This window comes from Bradyrhizobium sp. JR3.5 (assembly GCF_054057015.1).
The window spans coordinates 2380947-2398747 of sequence record NZ_JBSRYV010000001.1; the positions used below are offsets into that span (position 1 = coordinate 2380947).

Below are 17801 nucleotides of genomic sequence, written 5' to 3' on the forward strand. Positions count from 1 at the left end.
CGTGACACCCGTTTCACGACGCCGGTCCACGTTACAGATCCTGCTGCTCTCGGCGGGATTTTTCGTGCTGGTCGCGGTCAGCGTGGCGTCCGTCCTGCTGGTCAACAAGGCGCGCGAGGACAACGCCTTGGTCGTCCACACGGTCGAGGTGGAGGGCCAGGTTGCCAATCTGCTGCTTGACGTCAGGCGCGCAGAAAGCGCGACCAGGGCGTATCTGCTGACGTCAGCACCACAATACCTGTCCGAGTACCAGTCGGCTGCGGCAGCGCTCCCGGCCGCGCTCGGCCATCTCCAGATGATGACCGTCGATAATCCGGCGCAGGTCGCCAATGCCGCGAAGCTCAAGGCCGCCGTCGAGCAACGGCTGGCCGAGTTCGCCCTCAGCATCGAGCGCGCCGACAACAACGATGCCGCGACCAGCGTCGACATCCTGCGCAAGGGCACGTCGGCCGATGCATTGGAGGCGATCGCCCGGATCGGCCGCGACATGCGCACCGAGGAGGATCGGCTGCTGGCGGCGCGCACCGCGACCGCGGACAGGACCCAGGTGCTGGCCTCCTCGGTCACCATCGCCGGCTCCTGCATGGTGCTGGCGCTCGCCGCCCTCTCCCTCGTGCTGCTGCGGCAATCGTCGCGGGCGCGCGACGAGGCCGAGGCCAGGCTGCGCGACAGCAACGTCAATCTCGAAACCATCGTCGACGAACGGACCGCCGACCTGCGCGAGGCCAACGAGGAAATCCAGCGCTTCGCCTATATCGTCAGCCACGACCTGCGCTCGCCGCTGGTCAACATCATGGGCTTCACCAGCGAGCTGGAGGAATTGCGCGGCGACATCTTCAAGCGCATCGCCACGCTCAATCGCACCGCATCGCTGGCGCCGGCGATGGAAGACGCGACCGACGTGGCCGAGCCCGAGCTTGAAGGCTCCGACAAGCAGCTATCCGACGATTTCAGCGAATCGCTCGGCTTCATCAAATCGTCGATCGCAAAGATGGACCGCCTGATCAGCGCGATCCTCAATCTCACCCGCGAGGGCCGCCGCGAGTTCAAGCTGGAGCGGATCGACGTCCGCGAGCTGATCGACGGCATCGTCAAGACGGTCGCGCATCAGGCGGCCGAGGCCAATGCGACCGTCGAGGTCGGCGCTTTGCCGAATATCGTCAGCGACCGCCTCGCGCTGGAGCAGATCTTCTCCAACCTGATCGACAATGCACTCAAGTACCTCAAGGACGGCGTCCCCGGCGAGATTTCGATCGAGGGCCGCACCAAGCTGGGCTTTGCGATCTTCGAGGTCGCGGACAATGGCCGCGGCATCGATCCCAAGGACCACCAGCGCATCTTCGATCTGTTTCGCCGTGCCGGAACCCAGGACAAGCCCGGTCAGGGTATCGGGCTTGCCCATGTCCGCGCACTTGTGCGCAGACTGGGTGGCACCATGTCGGTAGCATCGGAACTTCACAACGGCAGCACCTTCACGATCACGCTGCCCATCAATTGGTCAGGCAAGAACTCAGGCAAGAACCGGGATAAGGAATCATGAGCGATCCAGTCACCATCATCATGATCGAGGACGACGAGGGCCATGCCCGCCTGATTGAGCGGAATATCAGGCGCTCAGGTGTCAACAATGAGATCGTCCCGTTCACCAACGGTACAGAGGCCGTGCACTACCTGTTCGGCAAGGATGGCAGCGCGGTCGAGCGCAAGGGCCAGGCCCTGCTCATCCTGCTTGATCTCAATCTGCCCGACATGACCGGCATCGATATTCTGAAGCGGGTCAAGGAAAACAAGCATCTCAAGGCTACGCCGGTGGTCGTGCTGACCACGACCGACGACTCCCAGGAGATCAAACGTTGCTACGAACTCGGCTGCAACGTCTACATCACCAAGCCGGTGAACTACGAAAGCTTTGCCAACGCCATTCGCCAGCTTGGCCTGTTCTTTTCCGTGATTCAGGTGCCGCCAGCTTCGATATGACCAGCGCAACGCCGACACTGCTCTACATCGACGACGACGCGGCGCTGGCGCGCCTGGTCGAACGCGGGCTGACGCGCGCGGGCTACAAGGTCGTGCACGCCGCAAGCGGCCGGGAAGGCCTCGACCGGCTCGCCCAGGGCGGCATCGACGTCGTCGCGCTCGACCAGTACATGCCTGGCCTCGATGGGCTGGAGACGCTGGAGCAGATCCTCAAGATCGCCGACGCACCGCCGGTGGTGTTCGTCACCGCCTCGCAGGATTCGGCGATTGCCGTTACCGCGCTGAAGGCCGGCGCGGCGGACTATCTGGTCAAGGACGTCAGGGGCGAATTCATCCCCCTGCTCCAGGTCGCGGTGAACGGCGCGGTCCGGCGGGCCGCGATCCAGAAGGCGCGCGACGAGGCCGAGGCCGAGGTGCACGCCTCGCGAGACCGCTATGCCGCGCTCGCCGCCGAGCGCGAGGTTCTGCTGCGCGAGGTCAACCATCGCGTCGGCAATTCGCTGCAGATCATTGCCTCGCTGCTGCATCTGCAAGCCAATTCCTCGACCCAGCAGGATGTCAAGGCGGCGCTCACCAATGCGATGGGCCGCGTCGCCGCCGTCGCGCAGGTGCATCGCCGCCTCTACACCTCGCACGACTTCAAGACGGTGATGCTCAACCAGTATCTCGAGGCACTGCTCGAGGATCTCAGGCGATCGGCCGAAGGCAACAAGATGTCGCGGCTGACGCTGAAGGCCGACCCGGTCGAGATCGATCCCGACCGTGCGGTCGCGATCGGCATCATCGTCAACGAACTGGTGATGAACGCCGTGAAATACGCCTATCCCGACGGCGCCGGCCCGATCCATGTCGAGCTGAAGCCGCACGCGGACGATTTGCAGCTTGCGATCAGCGACGAAGGCGTGGGTTTCTCCGACAAGGCCGATCCACGCGGCACCGGCATGGGCCAGCGCATCGTCGCGGCGATGGCCGTCAAGCTCGACGCCAGCGTCGAGCGCGACCCAGGCCACAACGGCACCCGGTTCGTGGTGCGGTTCGCCCGCGTCACCCCGGCGCCGGCGAAATCGACAAGCGTTGCCGCCAGTTAGACCGCTTCCGCCGGCGGATTGATCGATTTTTCGCGTTGGCCTTAACGGCCGCGTCACCCTGTTGTTCGATCGCAGCCGCTTGCCCTGACCGGTTAAGACAAATCCGGGCGTTGTTTGCCATGCTTTTCCCCCAGCTTGGCAGGAACGGCACGATGTTCGAGCGCAGGGTGGTTTTTGGAAAGAAGCAGGCGACGTCGGGCGATCTCACGGAGCCGTTGCGTCCGGCACCGGGTGCCGACGGCGCGGCACCCGCCTTTCACAAGAGGCAGTGGGAAGATCCGCGGATCGGGCCGATGCTGCGCGATGCGGGGTTCGCGCCCGACGACGCAGCCAGCATCGTGCCGACGGCGGATAATCGCCTCGCCGTGTTTGCTGCGGCCAATCAACGGCTGCAGGAGCGCACCGAGAGTTTCAACTATGACATGACGGCGCGCCACGGCTACTGCCATGCGTTGCCGTTCCTGGTCATCGACCACAAGATCTGGGACGGGCCGCATGGCGCGTTTCTCTACACGCAGCTGGATCTGATCGGCTACGACGAGTGGAACGTGATCATGCTGGCGGAAGATCCGCAGACCACGGAAACATGCGGCCTGGCAGGCCATCCCGGCTTCCTTCCGGCGGTGACGCAGCTCATGACCGAGCATGTGATCGCGTGGGAGGCGCAGCACAACGCCTTGCTCAAGACATTCGGAACCACTGCGAGCGGCGGCCGCGACATCTCGCGCGAGCAATACGAGATGGAAAAGGACACGCTGCGCAGGGAAATTATCGACAAGGCCGGCTGGATGAAGCTGCGCATCATCGACGACCTTCTGCGCAAGAGCTAACGCATGATGAGATTAGGTTAAGCTCGAGCGGCATCGAATGTTCACCTCTCCCTTGGGAGAGGTCGATTTGCGCAGCAAATCGGGTGAGGGGTTACGGTCTATCGAGAGAGCAAGCGCCCTCTCCCGGATTGCTTCGCAATCCGACCTCTCCCCGACGGGGAGAGGTGACCCGAAATCGCGGCAAGCCGATTCAACCCAATCTCATCAAGCTTTAGAAGCGCCTTCCGCTCCCGAACAATCTCAATCAGGCCGATCGCGGTGCCGCCGCGTGCGATGCGGACGGCAATCCTGGCATGGCGCGCCGAAGATCACCTGCGACGGATAGGGCCGCGCCGAGTGCCACGGCGTCGAGCCGAACAGGCCTGCCGCGCCGAAGCCCGCACTGAAGGGATCGGCGGCGAAGCTGCCCGGAAAGGAGCCGTTGCTGCGAAAATCGCGGTCGTCATTCCTGCCGTCGAAATACGCACCGCCGGTGCTGCCGTAACGCAGCGGCCGTTGCGGCGCCGAGTTTTGAGCCGAGGCAGCGGCCGTGCCGAGCGCGATGGCGGCGCAGGCGATCAGTGCTCTGATGGCGGTCATGGCCGAGCCCCTCATTGCGGAATGGTCCCCCAATCGCCCTTCCAGGCGATCAGGCGTCCCTTGCCGAATTGCAGATAGAGCCCGTCGCTGCGCCTCGACAGCACGCTGCCCCTGACATTGGGCAGCGCGACGAACAATTCATTGCCCGGCGTGCCACGAACATAGTTCAGGGGCACGCCGAGCGACTGGCTGGCCTGGTCGGCGCTCATGCCGAAGGCGAGCGGAACGCTGTTGGGTGGCCGCTGCTGCGCACGGGCAATGCCGGCCGGCGCGCCCAGCGCGATGACGAGGATAACGACGAGCAGTGTGGCGAACCGCTGCATGACCGACCTCATGGCACTGCCGCCGCGAGCGTGCCGGCCGGCGTCCAACCGCCGCCGAGCGCCTGGAACAGGCTGCTCGCCGCCAGCAGCTTGTTGAGCCGCACCGAGATCAAGTTGAGTTCGGCCGTGAACAGCGTCTGCTGTGTCTGCAGCACCGTGATCAGATTGACCGTGCCGCCGCGCAGCTGCGTCTCGGAGACCTCGAACGCCTTGCGCGAGCTCGCCACCACGTCGGACTGCAGCCGCTCCTGCAGCGTATACTGCTGCAACGCGATCAGCGCCTTCTCGACATCGGCGAAGGCCGACAGCACCGCCCTGCGATAGGCCTGCAGGTTTTGCAATTGCTGGCCCTTGGCGAGCTTGAGCTGGCTCTCCAGCAGGAAGCCGTCGAACAGCGGCTGGGTCAGCCCGGCGGCGAGCGTGTAGTACCAGGCGCCCGGCGCGAACAGCGAGGCGAGCGCCGCGCTCTGGAAGCCCGTGGTACCGGTCAGCTGGATCTGCGGGAAGAATGCCGCCCGCGCCGCGTCGACGCTGAAATTGGAGGACGCGAGCTGCGCCTCGGCCTGACGGACGTCAGGCCGCTGGTAGAGCAATTCCGACGGCATCCCCGGCGTGATGCGCGGCACCGAGATCTGCGTGGTGCTGCCGCCGCGCACCGAGAAATCAGCCGGTGCGCGCGCCACCAAGAGGGCAAGCGCGGCGGTGTTCTGCCCCAGCGTCACCTCGAGCGGCGGGATCGCCGCGCGCTGCGTGGCGACCAGCGCCTCCTGCTGCGACAGGTCGAGCTGCGAGGCGGTGCCGCCGGCGAATTGCGACTTGATCAAGGCCAGGATGCGCTCGGCCGCCGCCAGATTGCGCCGGGTGGCCTTGATCTGGTCCTGCGCCGCCAGCACCTGGAAATAGGTGTTGGCCACGGCCGCCATCGTGGTCAGCGCAACCACCTCGCGATTGTAGCGGGCGACCGTCGCGCTCTCCTCCGACGCCGACAACGTCGCGCGGTTCTTGCCCCAGAAATCGACGATGTAGCTCGCGCTGAGTCCCAGACTGTACTGCGAGAACGTACCGCTGCTCCCGCCGAGCAACGAACTCGATCCAGTCGCGACCTTCTGACGCTCGGCATTGGCCGATCCCGAGATCGACGGCAGCAGCGCGGCGCCGGACACGCCGGCCTGTGCGTCGGCCTGCACGATCTGGGCGATCGCCACCGCGATATCGAGATTGTAGAGCTGCGCGGATTCCATCAGCCCGGTCAGCTCGGGCGAGCGGAAACCGCGCCACCAGGCCAGCGCAGGAACGGCGGCGTCGGCATCGCCCTTGGCCGCGGCGCGATAGCTCGCCGGCACTTCGAGACTGAGCTCGGGTTTCTCCGCCCCGGGGATGCAGCCGGTCAGGCCAAGGCTCAGACCAAGGCTAAGGCCGCCGAACGCCGCCACGCGCCGAAACCGGACCGGTTTTCGCAATATTCGAAGACTAAGCAACGCTGCACCTGTCGGCATTTACTCGCCCGGTTGAAGTGAGGAGCCCGGCATCCGCACGGCGCTGCCGCCGCGGACGCGCAGGGCCCACAAGCGGAACCGGTCGAGATAGAGGTAGATGACCGGCGTCGTGTAGAGCGTCAGGACCTGGCTCAGGATCAGGCCGCCGACGATGGCGATGCCGAGCGGCTGCCGCAGCTCGCCGCCGTCGCCCATCCCGATGGCGAGCGGCACGGCGCCGAGCAGCGCGGCCATCGTCGTCATCATGATGGGACGGAAGCGCAGCAGGCATGCCTCCTTGATCGCCTCGAGCGGCTCCAGCCCGCGCCTGCGTTCCGCGTCCAGCGCAAAGTCGATCATCATGATGGCGTTCTTCTTCACAATGCCGATCAGCAGGATGACGCCGATCAGCGCCATGATACTGAACTCGGTCTTGAATGCCATCAGCGCCAGCAAGGCACCCACACCTGCCGAAGGCAGTGTGGACAAGATGGTCAGCGGATGGACATAGCTCTCATAGAGCACGCCCAGCACGATGTAGATCGTGACGATCGCGGCCAGGATCAGGAACGGCTGGTTGCTGAGCGAATCCTGGAACGCCTTGGCGGAGCCCTGGAATGTGCCGCGGATCGTGGCCGGGACGCCGATCCGGTTCATGGTCGCCTCGATGCTGCTGACCGCAGTGCTCAACGACACGTTCGGCGGCAGGTTGAACGAGATGGTATTGGCGACCAGGAGGCCCTGGTGATTGACCGCAAGCGGCGTCGCGCCCTGCTTGAACGCTGCCACCGCCGACAGCGGGATCATGGTCTCGCTGTTGGTCGAGACGGCCGACCCGGTCGAGGCCACGCCCTTCCCGGTCGAGCCGATCGAATTGGTGGCCTGGTTGCGCGCGGCCTGGGCATTGGCCGAACTGGCCGCGCTCGAGGTTCCCGGCGCTACGACGGTGCCCGCCACCGCGTTGGTCGATTGCGAGCCCCCGACCGAACCGCCCGACGTGCTGATGTAGACGTCCTTCAGCGTCTCGGGGTTCTGCCAGTAGCGCGGCGCGACCTCCATGATGACGTGGTACTGGTTGCGCGCGACATAGATCGTCGACACCTGACGCTGGCCGAAGGCGTCGTAGAGGGTGTTGTCGATCTGGCTCACGGTGATGCCGAGCCGGGCCGCGGCATCGCGGTCGATCACGAGGTCGGATTCAAGGCCCTTGTTCTGCTGGTCGCTATTGACGTCGGCAAGGTTCGGATCGCGCTGCAGGGCCGCCGCTATCTTCGGCGTCCAGTCATTGAGCTCCTCCAGCGTCGAGCCCTGCAGCGTGTACTGATACTGCGCGTTCGAGGCCCTGCCCCCGACCCTGATGTCCTGCACCGCCTGCAGGAACAGGCTGGCGCCGGGCACCACCGCCATCTCCCGGCGCAGGCGTGAAATCACGCCGTCGGCGCCGATCTTGCGCTGGTCGAGCGGACGCAGCGAGACGAACACGAAGCCGGAATTGGTCTGGCCGCCGCCGGTGAAGCCGACCACCGTTTCCACCGCCGGATCCTTCTGGATGATGCCGACGAACTGCGCGAGCTTCTGCTGCATCAGCTGGAACGACACGCTCTGGTCGGCCTGGATCGAGCCGACCAGCCGCCCGGTGTCCTGTTGCGGGAAGAAGCCCTTCGGGATCACGTCGTAGAGATAGAAGTTGAGGCCGAACACCGCCGCAAGGATCAGCATCACCGACAGCGGATGCTGCAGCGCCGCGGTCAGCGTCCTGCGGTAGAAGTTCAGCATCGCCTCGAAGAAGCGCTCGCTGGCCCAGTAGAGCCGGCCGTGGCCACCGCGGTCCGGCTTGAGCAGCACGGCGCACATCATCGGGGTGGTCGCCAGCGAGACCGCGAGCGAGATCAGGATCGAGATCGAGATCGTCATCGCGAATTCGCGGAACAGCCGCCCGACGATGCCGGCCATCATCAGGATCGGAATGAACACCGCGATCAGCGAGATGCTCATCGACAGCACGGTGAAGCCGACCTCGTTGGCGCCCTTCAGCGCCGCCTCGAGCGGGCTCAGGCCCTCCTCGATGTAACGGGTGACGTTCTCCAGCACCACGATGGCGTCGTCGACCACGAAGCCGGTCGCGACCGTCAGCGCCATCAGCGACAGATTGTCGAGGCTGTAGCCGATCAGGTACATCGCGCCGAAGGTTGCGACCAGCGACACCGAGACCGCCACCACCGGAATCAAGGTGGCGCGCAAATTGCGCAGGAACGCGAACACCACGATGATGACCAGCATCACCGCCAGAACCAGCGTCCGCTCGACGTCGCGGAGCGAGGTGCGGATGGTCGTCGAGCGGTCCACCGCGAGGCCGATGTCGATCGCCGGCGAAATCGAGGCCTGCAACTGCGGCATCAGCCCCTTCACCAGATCGACGGTCGAGATGATGTTGGCGTTCGGCTGGCGGTAAAGGATGAGCAGCACCGCCGGCTTGCCGTTGGCAAGCCCGGCATTGCGCAGGTTCTCGACGCCGTCGGCGACCTCGCCGACGTCGGAGAGGTGAACCGGGGCGCCATTGCGATAGGCCACGATCAGCGATCTGTAGTCGTCGGCCTTGTTGGCCTGGTCGTTGGCGTAGACCTGGTAGCGCTGGTCGCCGACATCGATGCCGCCCTTGGGGCTGTGGGCGTTGGCGCTCGACAGCGCCGCGCGGACGTCTTCGAGACCGATACCGTATTTGTAGAGCGCCTGGGGGATCAGATCGACGCGCACGGCGGGCAGCGAGCTGCCGCCGACCACGACTTCACCGATGCCCTCGACCTGCGACAGCTTCTGTGCCAGCACCGTGGAGGCGGCATCGTAGAGATCGCCGCGGGTCAGCGTGTCCGACGTCAGCGTCAGGATCAGGATCGGCGCGTCCGCCGGATTGACCTTGCGGTAGGTCGGATTGCTGCGCAGGCTGGTCGGCAGATCGGCCCGCGCCGCATTGATTGCGGCCTGCACGTCCCGCGCCGCGCCGTTGATGTCGCGATTCAACCCGAACTGCAGCGTGATCCGGGTCGAGCCGACCGAGCTCGACGACGTCATCTCCGTCACATCGGCGATCTGGCCGAGATGCCGTTCAAGCGGGCTGGCGACCGTGGTCGCGACGTCCTGCGGGCTGGCACCGGGCAGCGTCGCCTGCACCGAGATGGTCGGAAAATCCACCTGCGGCAACGGCGACACCGGCAGCTTGAAGAACGCGACAAGGCCGGCCGCCGCAAGCCCGAACGTCAACAGCGTGGTTGCGACCGGCCGGCGGATAAAGGGCGTTGACGGAACCATGGCTCAACGCGACCCGCTCGCCTCGCCGACCTCGTCCGCCCGCCCGGCAAACCGCAGCGCCAGGCGATCGAACCAGAGATAGATCACCGGCGTCGTGAACAGGGTCAGCATCTGGCTCACCAGCAGGCCGCCGACGATCGAGATGCCGAGCGGATGCCGGAGCTCGGAGCCGGCGCCGCTGCCGAGCATCAGCGGCAGCGCGCCGAGCACCGCTGCCATCGTCGTCATGATGATCGGCCGGAACCGCAACAAGCAGGCCTGATAGATCGCCTCCCGCGGCGGCTTGCCCTCGTTGCGCTCGGCATCGAGCGCAAAGTCGATCATCATGATCGCATTCTTCTTCACGATGCCGATCAGCAGGATGATGCCGATGATCGCGATGATGGTGAGATCCTGGCCGGCCATCATCAGCGCCAGCAGCGCGCCGATGCCGGCGGAAGGCAGCGTCGAGAGGATCGTCAGCGGATGGATGAAGCTCTCATAGAGCACGCCCAGCACGATATAGACCGTGATGATCGCGGCCAGGATCAGGAACAGCTGGTTGGACAGCGACGACTGGAACGCCAGCGCCGCGCCCTGGAAGCTCGTGATCATGCCGAGCGGCTGGTTGATTTCGGCCTGCGCCTGCTTGATCGCGGTGACCGCGCCGCCGAGCGAGGCGCCCGGGGCCAGGTTGAACGAGACGGTTGCCGACGGGAACTGGCCGAGATGCGAGACCTGCAGCGGCGCGGTCTCGACCCGCATCCTGGCCATCACGGACAGCGGCACCGGCGTCGAGCCCACCGATGACGGCAGATAGATCGACGACAGCGAATCCAGCGAGTTCTGCAGCGACGGATCGGCCTCGAGGATGACGCGGTACTGGTTCGAATTGGTGAAGACGGTGGAGACGATGCGCTGGCCGTAGGAATCGTACAGTGCGTTGTCGATCGTCGCCGGCGTGATGCCGAACCGCGCGGCCTGGTCGCGGTCGATGTCGACGAACACCGAAAGTCCCTGCGCGGAGATGTCGCTGGTGACGTCGCTGAGCTCCGGCAATTCCCTGAGCTTGTCGACTAGCTTCGGCGTCCATTCCGCAAGCTCGTTCGGATCGGCGTCCTGCAGGATGAACTGATACTGCGTCCGGCTCACCGTGCCTTCGATGGTGAGGTCCTGGACCGGCTGCATGTAGAGCGTGATGCCGGTCAGCGCTGCGGTGCTCGCCTTGATCCGGTCCATCACCGTCGAAACGCCGGCCTTGCGCTGCTCATGCGGCTTCAGGTTGATCAGGATGCGGCCGCTGTTGAGCGTGGTGTTGGTGCCGTCGACGCCGATGAAGGACGACAGGCTCTCGACATCAGGATCCTTCAGGATCGCGCTGGCGAGCCGCTGCTGCCGCTCGGCCATCGCCGCATAGGACACCGATTGCGGCGCCTCCGAGATCGCCTGGATCACGCCGGTGTCCTGCACCGGAAAGAAGCCCTTGGGGATGACGACGTAGAGCAGCGCCGTGAGACCAAAGGTGGCGAGCGCGATCAACAGAACGAACGTCTGGCGATCCAGCACCCAGTTGAGCATCCGGGCGTAGATGGCGATGACATAGTCGAAGCCTTCCCGGCTGAGCCGCTGGAAGGTGTTCTCGCGCGTCATGCTCTCCGGCTTCAGGAGTTTCGCGCAGGCCATCGGCACCAGCGTCAGCGACACCACGGCGGAGATCAGGATCGTGACCGACAGCGTGATGGCGAATTCGCGGAACAGACGGCCGACCACGTCCCCCATGAACAGCAGCGGGATCAGCACCGCGATCAGCGACACCGTCAGCGAGATGATGGTGAAGCCGATCTGCTCGGAGCCGCGCAGCGCCGCCTCGAGTGGAGATTCGCCCTCCTCGATATAGCGCGAGATGTTCTCGATCACGACGATGGCGTCGTCGACCACGAAGCCGGTCGCGATCGTCAGCGCCATCAGCGACAGATTGTTCAGGCTGAAGCCGAACAGATACATTGCGCCCAGCGTGCCGACCAGCGAGAGCGGCACCGACAGGCTCGGGATCAGCGTGGCGCGGGTCGAGCGCAGGAACACGAAGATCACAAGCACGACCAGCACCACCGCAAGCGCCAGCTCGTACTCGACATCGCGGACCGAGGCCCGGATCGTGATGGTCCGGTCGGTCAGGATGTTGAGGTCGATCGCGGCCGGAAGCGTGGCTTGCAACTGCGGCAACAGGTCCTTGATGCCCTGGACCACCGAGATCACGTTGGCGCCGGGCTGGCGCTGGATGTTGAGGATGATCGCCTGCGTCTCGTTCATCCAGGCGCCGAGCTTGTCGTTCTGCGCGCCATCGACGACGTTGCCGACGTCGCTGAGACGGACCGGCGAGCCGTTCTTGTAGGCGATGATCAGCGAACGATAGTCGCTGGCATTGCGGATCTGGTCGTTGGCATTGATGGTGTAGGCGCGCATCGCGCCGTCGAAATTGCCCTTCGGCGTGTTGACGTTGGCATTGCCGAGCGTGGTGCGGAGATCGTCGATGTTGAGGCCGTAGGCCGCGAGCTTGCGGATGTCGGCCTGGATCCGCACCGCGGGCCGCTGGCCGCCGCTGATGCTGACGAGGCCGACGCCGGGCAGCTGCGAAATCTTCTGCGCCAGCCGGGTGTCGACGAAATCCTGCACCTGCGTCAGCGGCATGGTCTTCGAGGTCAGGCCGAGGGTCAGGATCGGCGCGTCAGCCGGATTGACCTTGGCGTAGATCGGCGGCGCCGGCAGGTCCGACGGCAACAGATTGCCCGCGGCGTTGATCGCGGCCTGCACCTCCTGCTCGGCGACGTCGAGCGAGATCGACAGGCCGAACTGCAGCGTGATCACGGATGAACCAGCGGAGCTCACCGAGCTCATCTGGTTCAGATTCGGCATCTGGCCGAACTGCACCTCGAGCGGCGCCGTCACCGACGACGTCATCACGTCGGGGCTGGCGCCCGGATAGAAGGTCTGCACCTGGATGGTCGGATAGTCGACTTCCGGCAGCGCCGCGACGGGGAGGAATCTGAACGCCAGCATGCCCGACAGCATGATGGCGATCATCATCAGGGTCGTCGCCACCGGCCGCAGGATGAATGGCCGCGACGGGTTCATTTCTTCGGCCCGTCCGCGGAACCCTTGTGGTTGCCGCCTCCCGCCTTGTCGGGATCGGCGCCGCCCTTGGCATCTCCCTTGCCGTCACCCTTGGCGACCCCATTCGCCGCGCCGCTCGCCGTCCCCTTGGCCGCGCCGCCCGGGCTCGCGGCATCGGCGGCGGAGCGCACCACCACCTTGGCGCCCTCGCGCAACTTGTCGGCGCCGTCGATCACGATGCGATCGCCGGGCACAAGCCCCGAGAGCACCTCGACACGGTCGCCGTCGGTGACGCCGATCTTGACCGGCCGTACCGAGACCGTGCTGTCGGCGTTGACGAGATAGACGAAGGTGCCGGGGACGCCGCGCTGGATGCCGGCGGTCGACATCGTCGTGGCATCCTTGTGGGTGTCGAGCAGCAGGCGGATGTTGACGAACTGGTTCGGATACAGCGTGCGCTTGTCGTTCTCGAACCGGGCGCGCAGCTTGATCGTGCCGGTGGTCGCATCGATCTGGCTGTCGAAGGTCTGCAGCGATCCCTCGGCGAGCTTGTTGGCGCCGCTGCGGTCATAGGCCGCCGTCGGCAGCACCGCGCCCTCCTTCAACCGCTTCGCGACCGCCTGCAGATTGTCCTCCGGCAGCGTGAACAGCACGCTGATCGGCTCGAGCTGCGTGATCACGACAAGGCCGTTGGTGTCGCCCGCCGTCACGTAATTGCCGAGGTCGACCTGGCGCAGTCCGACCCGCCCGTTGATCGGCGAGACGATGCGACAATATTGCAGATTTACCTCGGCCGACTTCACCGACGCACGGTCGGCCTCGACCGTGCCCTGATACTGCGCGACCAGCGCGACCTGGGTGTCGAGCTGCTGATGCGGCACCGCGTTCTGCGCGGCGAGGTTCTGATAGCGGGTGAGATCGACCTGGGCGCCCTTCAGCTGCGCTTCGTCGCGGGCGAGCTGTCCCTTGGCCTGCGCCAGCGTCGCCTCATAGGGACGCGAATCGATCTCGGCGATCAGGTCGCCCTTCTTGACCTCATCGCCCTCCTTGAAATCGATCTTCATCAGGTAGCCGCTGATCTGGCTTCTGATCGTCACGGTCGCGAGCGACGTCACGGTGCCGAGCGCATTCAGGCTGACGCCGATATCGCCCTTGCCGACGGCCTCCGGCACGATCGACATCGGCCCGGCGTTGCGCCCGCCGCCGGCCTGCGGCGGCGCGGCCTGCTGCCGCGTCCACCAGACGATGCCGGCAAGCACCGCCAGCACGACACACCCTGTCAGAAACCCTCGCCCGCGCGACGGGCGCCTGGTTTGCTCGGGCGCCACGATAGACGGGTCCTTGATATGCTGGTCCATAACTTGCCCACGAAGAAACACGAATGAGCCGGTGCGGCTCTATGTGTCCCCTGAAATCCGCGCGCCACATTCGAGGAAGCATTTTGGACGCTTCCGTCAGACAAAGCGCGTTAAGAATCGGAAAGGAAAGTCCTCCTTCCCGATCGGCCGCTGTTTCTCGCTGGATTGTGGCTATTTTACCCGATCATCTGTAGCCAGGGCAACACGATCAGCAACAATCCGGCAAAGTAGATTACGCCGAAGATCAGCCCGAACTTCCAGAAGTCGCCTTTGCCGATATAGCCGCTGCCGTAATACATCGGCGCCGGTCCCGTGGCGTAGGGCGAGATCACCCCCATCAGCCCGAGCGAATAGACGCACAGCAGCATCAGGGTCTGCACCGACAGGCCGGGAATGCTGGAGCCGACCGCGAGCACCACCGGCAGCACGGCGGCGGTATGCGAGGTAATGCTCGAGAAGAAATAGTGGATCCAGAAGAAGAATGTGACGAGCAGGATCATCCCGACCAGCGGCGACGTGCCGGAGAGCGGCTTCGCATAACCCTCGGCCACCCATTTGATGAAGCCGATCTCGTTGAGACCAGACGACAGCGTGAGCAGCGAGGTGAAATAGAAAAAGACCTCCCACGCGCTCTTCTCCGCGACGATGTCCTCGAACGCGATCACGCCTGTGAGCAGCATCAGCGAGATCACGACGAACACCACCGTGGTCGCGTTGATGAAGTTCGAGCCGAGCAGCGGCACGCTGATATTGGGGTTGGAGCCGCAAATCCACAGGAACATCGCGAGCAGCACCAGCACCGCCATGACCCATTCGTGCCGCGACGGCGGCCCCATCTTGGCGAGTTCGCCCTCGCTCCAGGTCACGATCTCCGGGCTTTCCTTGATCTCCGGCCGGCAGATGACGTAGCTCAGCAGCGGCACCAGCAGCAGCAGAAGGATACCGAGCGGCGCGAAGCCGATGAACCATTGCGACCAGCCGACCTCGATGTTGACGAGCTTCTTGGCGATCGAGAGCGCGGCGGCGTTCGGCGCCAGCGCGGTCAGAAACAACGAGCTGGTGACGGCCGTGGTCGCGAACGCGGTCCACATCACGAAGGTACCGATCCTGCCCGCGGTCGGACCGGGCTCGGAGCCGTAGATGCGCGGGATATTGCTGACGATCGGATAGATGGTGCCGCCCGAGCGTGCGGTATTGGAGGGCGTCGCCGGCGCCAGCACCAGATCGGAGAACGCCACCGCATAGCCGAGCCCGATGGTACGGCGGCCAAGCCCGCGCACCAAGAGCAGCGCCAGCCGGCGGCCGAGCCCGCTCTTGCGGTAGCCGATCGAAAACACGAAGGCGCCGACGATCAGCCACACCGTGCTCTCGGAAAAGCCGGCGAGCATCCAGCGCAGCGACTTGTTCGGGTCGGGCTCGACATACCCGCCGACCCCGGCGACCGTCAGGCCGATCAGGCCGACCGCGCCGACCGGCATCGATTCGAGGATCAGCCCGGTGATGACGGCGGCGAACACCGCAAAATAGTGCCACTGATTGGCGTTCAGCCCTGATGGCACCGGGACCAGATAGATCACCAGCCAGACCAGCAACGGCGCAAACGTCCGCCATGACGGTTTCATGCAGCGTCCCCCTCACCTGTGTTGATTGTCGGGCGCGCAAGCCGCCATGTCCCGGCGGCGGCGCCATCTTTTGTGGCAATGTAGCATGGCCGCGCAGTCCGTCTCGGGAAACTGCGGCGGAATGGCGCGGCTTGTGGAGGAACCGGCGCGTTTCGTCAACACGTCGCGACCCCGTGGCAGGCCCCATCGCAAGACCGCCCGCGCTTTGCTATCTTCGCCGGCATGACCTCACGCGACTCCGCCTCCTCCGAGATCACGCCCGAGGTGCTGCTGCGCGCCTATGCCTGCGGCATCTTCCCGATGGCGGAGAGCGCCGACGATCCGACGCTGTTCTGGGTCGAGCCGGAATTGCGCGGCGTGATTCCATTCGACGGCTTCCGTGTCGCCTCCCGCCTGGCGCGCACCGTGCGCTCGGATGTGTTCACCGTCACCGTCGATACCGCGTTCAAGGCCGTGATCGCCGGTTGCGCGGCGCCGCAGCCCGGCCGTGACGACACCTGGATCAACAAGCGCATCCGCGATCTCTATGTCGGGCTGCACGCGTCAGGCCATTGCCACAGCGTCGAGGTCTGGCAGGACGACATTCTGGTCGGCGGCCTCTACGGCGTCAGCCTCGGCCGCGCCTTCTTCGGCGAAAGCATGTTTCACACCGCGCGCGACGCGTCGAAGGTCGCGCTGGTGCATCTGGTGGCCCGGCTGATCGCGGGCGGGTTCGAATTGCTCGACACGCAGTATGTGACCGAGCATCTGAAGACGTTCGGTGCGGTGGAGATTTCGCGCCGCCGCTATCGGGCGCTGCTCGACAAGGCGATCTCAGGCGCGCCTGCGGATTTCTGCGAGCTCGACACAACGCAGCCGGTCAAGGGTGCCGACGCGCTGGCGATCATCGCCGCGCGCAATTGATGTATGACTGCGCCGTAGCATGTAGCCCGGATGAAGCGCCAATCCGGGCGAACGTGACCGAGACTAATTCCCGAACAATCCGCCGAACAATCCGCCCGGTCGCTGCTGCTGGGGCGGCGGAGGTGGCGGCTGCTGCTGGTATTGCGGCAGCGGTTGCGGCGGCGGACGCGGCGCGGCCTGCTTCGGCGGCGCACGCTTCTGGGCCGGCGGCGGAGGCGGCGTCGGCGCCTTCGGCGGATCGGGCGCGGCGGTCACGATGGTCTGGTCCGGCCCTTTGCAGTCGGTCAGCCAGATGTCGTAGATCGGATGCTCGACGCCATGCAGGCCGGGGCTCGCCGCGAACATCCAGCCCGAGAAGATCCGCTTCACCTCGCCCTGCAACGTGATCTCGTCGACCTCGACGAAGGCGTCGGTGTTGGCGGCTTCCGTTGACGGCCTGGTGTAGCAGGCATCGGTCTTCACCCGCAGTGCGCCGAACTGCACGGTCTCGCCGATATCCTCGTCGAAATTGATGATGCGTCCGGTGATCTTGTCGAGGCCGGAGAAGCTCGCCTTCTTGTTGGTGATCTTGGTCGACGGCGGCTCCTGCACGACCTCGTCGCCCGGCTGCAACGCGGCAGGCGTCTGCGGCGGGGTGCCCTGTGGCGCGCCCTGCGGCGTCCCCTTGGGCTGACGCTGCCCCGGCGGCAGGCCCGGCAGCGGATTGGCACCGGGCGGCGTGTTGGCGACGGCGGGACCGCCGGGCTGCTGGTGGCTGCACGGCAACGCCGGGCGGAGCGACCGTGCTACCGGGCGGCGGCGCCAAAGGCTGCGACTGCACGCTGCCGGGCGGCGGCACCGCCTGGCCCGGCGGCAACGCCCGCGGCTGCGTCGGCAACAGGCGCCCGCGCGGCAGTTCCGGCACTTCCTCGTCGTCGTCGCTGGGAGGCGCCACCTGGCCACGCGGAATCGAGCCGGGCGGACGCGGCGCGGGATCGGAGAAAATCGTTCCGATCTGCGCGCGCGCGGGCGGCGCAAGCGAGATGGTTGAGGCGGCAACCAAGGCCGCAAAGCCAGTCAGGGCAATGGTTCGAAGCATCTCGCGGGCTTTAAAGGGCGAATCGGGCTCGCGACAGTTTACCTTGATATCGGCCGCTCGCAGGCCACCGGTTAACACGCCGAATACGGCGGGGAAAGGGCGCGCGGACGCCCGTCCCCGGCCCTCCGCCAGGCACTGGCCACCCTCTGGTCACCCTCTAGTCACTCCTGGG

At 65.5% G+C, this 17801-nt stretch carries 12 protein-coding genes and 1 pseudogene; 5 read left to right on the top strand and 8 right to left on the bottom strand.

Features of this window, described 5'->3' with window-relative positions; genetic code table 11:
* Position 1 precedes the first annotated feature (1 nt).
* The 4 genes from ACVWW1_RS11935 (at position 2) to ACVWW1_RS11950 (ending at position 3895) form a co-directional block, all read left to right on the top strand.
* Positions 2–1540 carry a sensor histidine kinase gene (locus tag ACVWW1_RS11935; RefSeq protein WP_456655894.1) on the top strand — a complete coding sequence of 513 codons (1539 nt, stop codon included), beginning with the start codon at positions 2–4 and terminating at the stop codon, positions 1538–1540.
* The gene (locus ACVWW1_RS11940) at positions 1537–1977 is read left to right on the top strand and encodes a response regulator (protein ID WP_176531646.1); all 441 of its coding nucleotides are present in this window, start codon (positions 1537–1539) and stop codon (positions 1975–1977) included. The genes ACVWW1_RS11935 and ACVWW1_RS11940 overlap by 4 nt, the downstream gene beginning before the upstream one ends.
* Positions 1974–3065 carry a sensor histidine kinase gene (locus tag ACVWW1_RS11945; protein WP_456655895.1) on the top strand — a complete coding sequence of 364 codons (1092 nt, stop codon included), beginning with the start codon at positions 1974–1976 and terminating at the stop codon, positions 3063–3065. The genes ACVWW1_RS11940 and ACVWW1_RS11945 overlap by 4 nt, the downstream gene beginning before the upstream one ends.
* A 152-nt stretch (positions 3066–3217) precedes the next feature.
* Complete coding sequence (locus ACVWW1_RS11950; protein ID WP_456655896.1) at positions 3218–3895, top strand: hypothetical protein; 678 nt, start codon at positions 3218–3220, stop codon at positions 3893–3895.
* 240 nt (positions 3896–4135) lie between these two features.
* Here the strand turns inward: ACVWW1_RS11950 and ACVWW1_RS11955 are convergent, their stop codons facing one another.
* The 7 genes from ACVWW1_RS11955 to ACVWW1_RS11985 all read right to left on the bottom strand — a co-directional run bounded on the left by ACVWW1_RS11955 (position 4136) and on the right by ACVWW1_RS11985 (position 15648).
* Complete coding sequence (locus ACVWW1_RS11955) at positions 4136–4474, bottom strand: BA14K family protein (RefSeq protein ID WP_456655897.1); 339 nt, start codon at positions 4472–4474, stop codon at positions 4136–4138.
* Between the two features lie 11 nt (positions 4475–4485).
* The gene (locus tag ACVWW1_RS11960) at positions 4486–4797 is read right to left on the bottom strand and encodes a hypothetical protein (RefSeq protein ID WP_456655898.1); all 312 of its coding nucleotides are present in this window, start codon (positions 4795–4797) and stop codon (positions 4486–4488) included.
* Between the two features lie 8 nt (positions 4798–4805).
* Positions 4806–6293: an efflux transporter outer membrane subunit gene (locus ACVWW1_RS11965; RefSeq protein WP_456655899.1), complete on the bottom strand. Its 1488-nt coding sequence runs from the start codon at positions 6291–6293 to the stop codon at positions 4806–4808.
* Positions 6294–9578, bottom strand: coding sequence for an efflux RND transporter permease subunit (locus ACVWW1_RS11970; protein WP_456655900.1), 3285 nt, complete (start codon positions 9576–9578; stop codon positions 6294–6296).
* Positions 9579–9581: 3 nt separating this feature from the next.
* Entirely contained in the window at positions 9582–12689 is a 3108-nt protein-coding gene (locus ACVWW1_RS11975) for an MdtB/MuxB family multidrug efflux RND transporter permease subunit (protein WP_456655901.1), read from the bottom strand.
* Positions 12686–14026 carry an MdtA/MuxA family multidrug efflux RND transporter periplasmic adaptor subunit gene (locus ACVWW1_RS11980; protein ID WP_456655902.1) on the bottom strand — a complete coding sequence of 447 codons (1341 nt, stop codon included), beginning with the start codon at positions 14024–14026 and terminating at the stop codon, positions 12686–12688. Before ACVWW1_RS11980 ends, ACVWW1_RS11975 begins: the two co-directional genes overlap by 4 nt.
* A gap of 176 nt (positions 14027–14202) precedes the next feature.
* Positions 14203–15648 carry a DASS family sodium-coupled anion symporter gene (locus tag ACVWW1_RS11985; protein ID WP_456655903.1) on the bottom strand — a complete coding sequence of 482 codons (1446 nt, stop codon included), beginning with the start codon at positions 15646–15648 and terminating at the stop codon, positions 14203–14205.
* 222 nt (positions 15649–15870) lie between these two features.
* On the opposite strand from ACVWW1_RS11985, the gene aat reads away from it, so the two are divergent.
* Positions 15871–16551 carry a leucyl/phenylalanyl-tRNA--protein transferase gene (aat, locus tag ACVWW1_RS11990; protein WP_456655904.1) on the top strand — a complete coding sequence of 227 codons (681 nt, stop codon included), beginning with the start codon at positions 15871–15873 and terminating at the stop codon, positions 16549–16551.
* 63 nt (positions 16552–16614) lie between these two features.
* On the opposite strand, the pseudogene ACVWW1_RS11995 reads toward aat, so the two are convergent.
* Positions 16615–17629, bottom strand: a pseudogene (locus ACVWW1_RS11995) (DUF2155 domain-containing protein).
* Positions 17630–17801: the final 172 nt, after the last annotated feature.

Excerpts from the sequence above, each read along its gene's own strand:
- ACVWW1_RS11940 (WP_176531646.1), top strand. The coding sequence starts at position 1,537 with ATGAGCGATCCAGTCACCATCATCATGATCGAGGACGACGAGGGCCAT.
- ACVWW1_RS11945 (WP_456655895.1), top strand. The coding sequence starts at position 1,974 with ATGACCAGCGCAACGCCGACACTGCTCTACATCGACGACGACGCGGCG.
- ACVWW1_RS11950 (WP_456655896.1), top strand. The coding sequence starts at position 3,218 with ATGTTCGAGCGCAGGGTGGTTTTTGGAAAGAAGCAGGCGACGTCGGGC.
- ACVWW1_RS11955 (WP_456655897.1), bottom strand. The coding sequence starts at position 4,474 with ATGACCGCCATCAGAGCACTGATCGCCTGCGCCGCCATCGCGCTCGGC.
- ACVWW1_RS11960 (WP_456655898.1), bottom strand. The coding sequence starts at position 4,797 with ATGCAGCGGTTCGCCACACTGCTCGTCGTTATCCTCGTCATCGCGCTG.
- ACVWW1_RS11965 (WP_456655899.1), bottom strand. The coding sequence starts at position 6,293 with ATGCCGACAGGTGCAGCGTTGCTTAGTCTTCGAATATTGCGAAAACCG.
- ACVWW1_RS11970 (WP_456655900.1), bottom strand. The coding sequence starts at position 9,578 with ATGGTTCCGTCAACGCCCTTTATCCGCCGGCCGGTCGCAACCACGCTG.
- ACVWW1_RS11975 (WP_456655901.1), bottom strand. The coding sequence starts at position 12,689 with ATGAACCCGTCGCGGCCATTCATCCTGCGGCCGGTGGCGACGACCCTG.
- ACVWW1_RS11980 (WP_456655902.1), bottom strand. The coding sequence starts at position 14,026 with ATGGACCAGCATATCAAGGACCCGTCTATCGTGGCGCCCGAGCAAACC.
- ACVWW1_RS11985 (WP_456655903.1), bottom strand. The coding sequence starts at position 15,648 with ATGAAACCGTCATGGCGGACGTTTGCGCCGTTGCTGGTCTGGCTGGTG.
- aat (WP_456655904.1), top strand. The coding sequence starts at position 15,871 with ATGACCTCACGCGACTCCGCCTCCTCCGAGATCACGCCCGAGGTGCTG.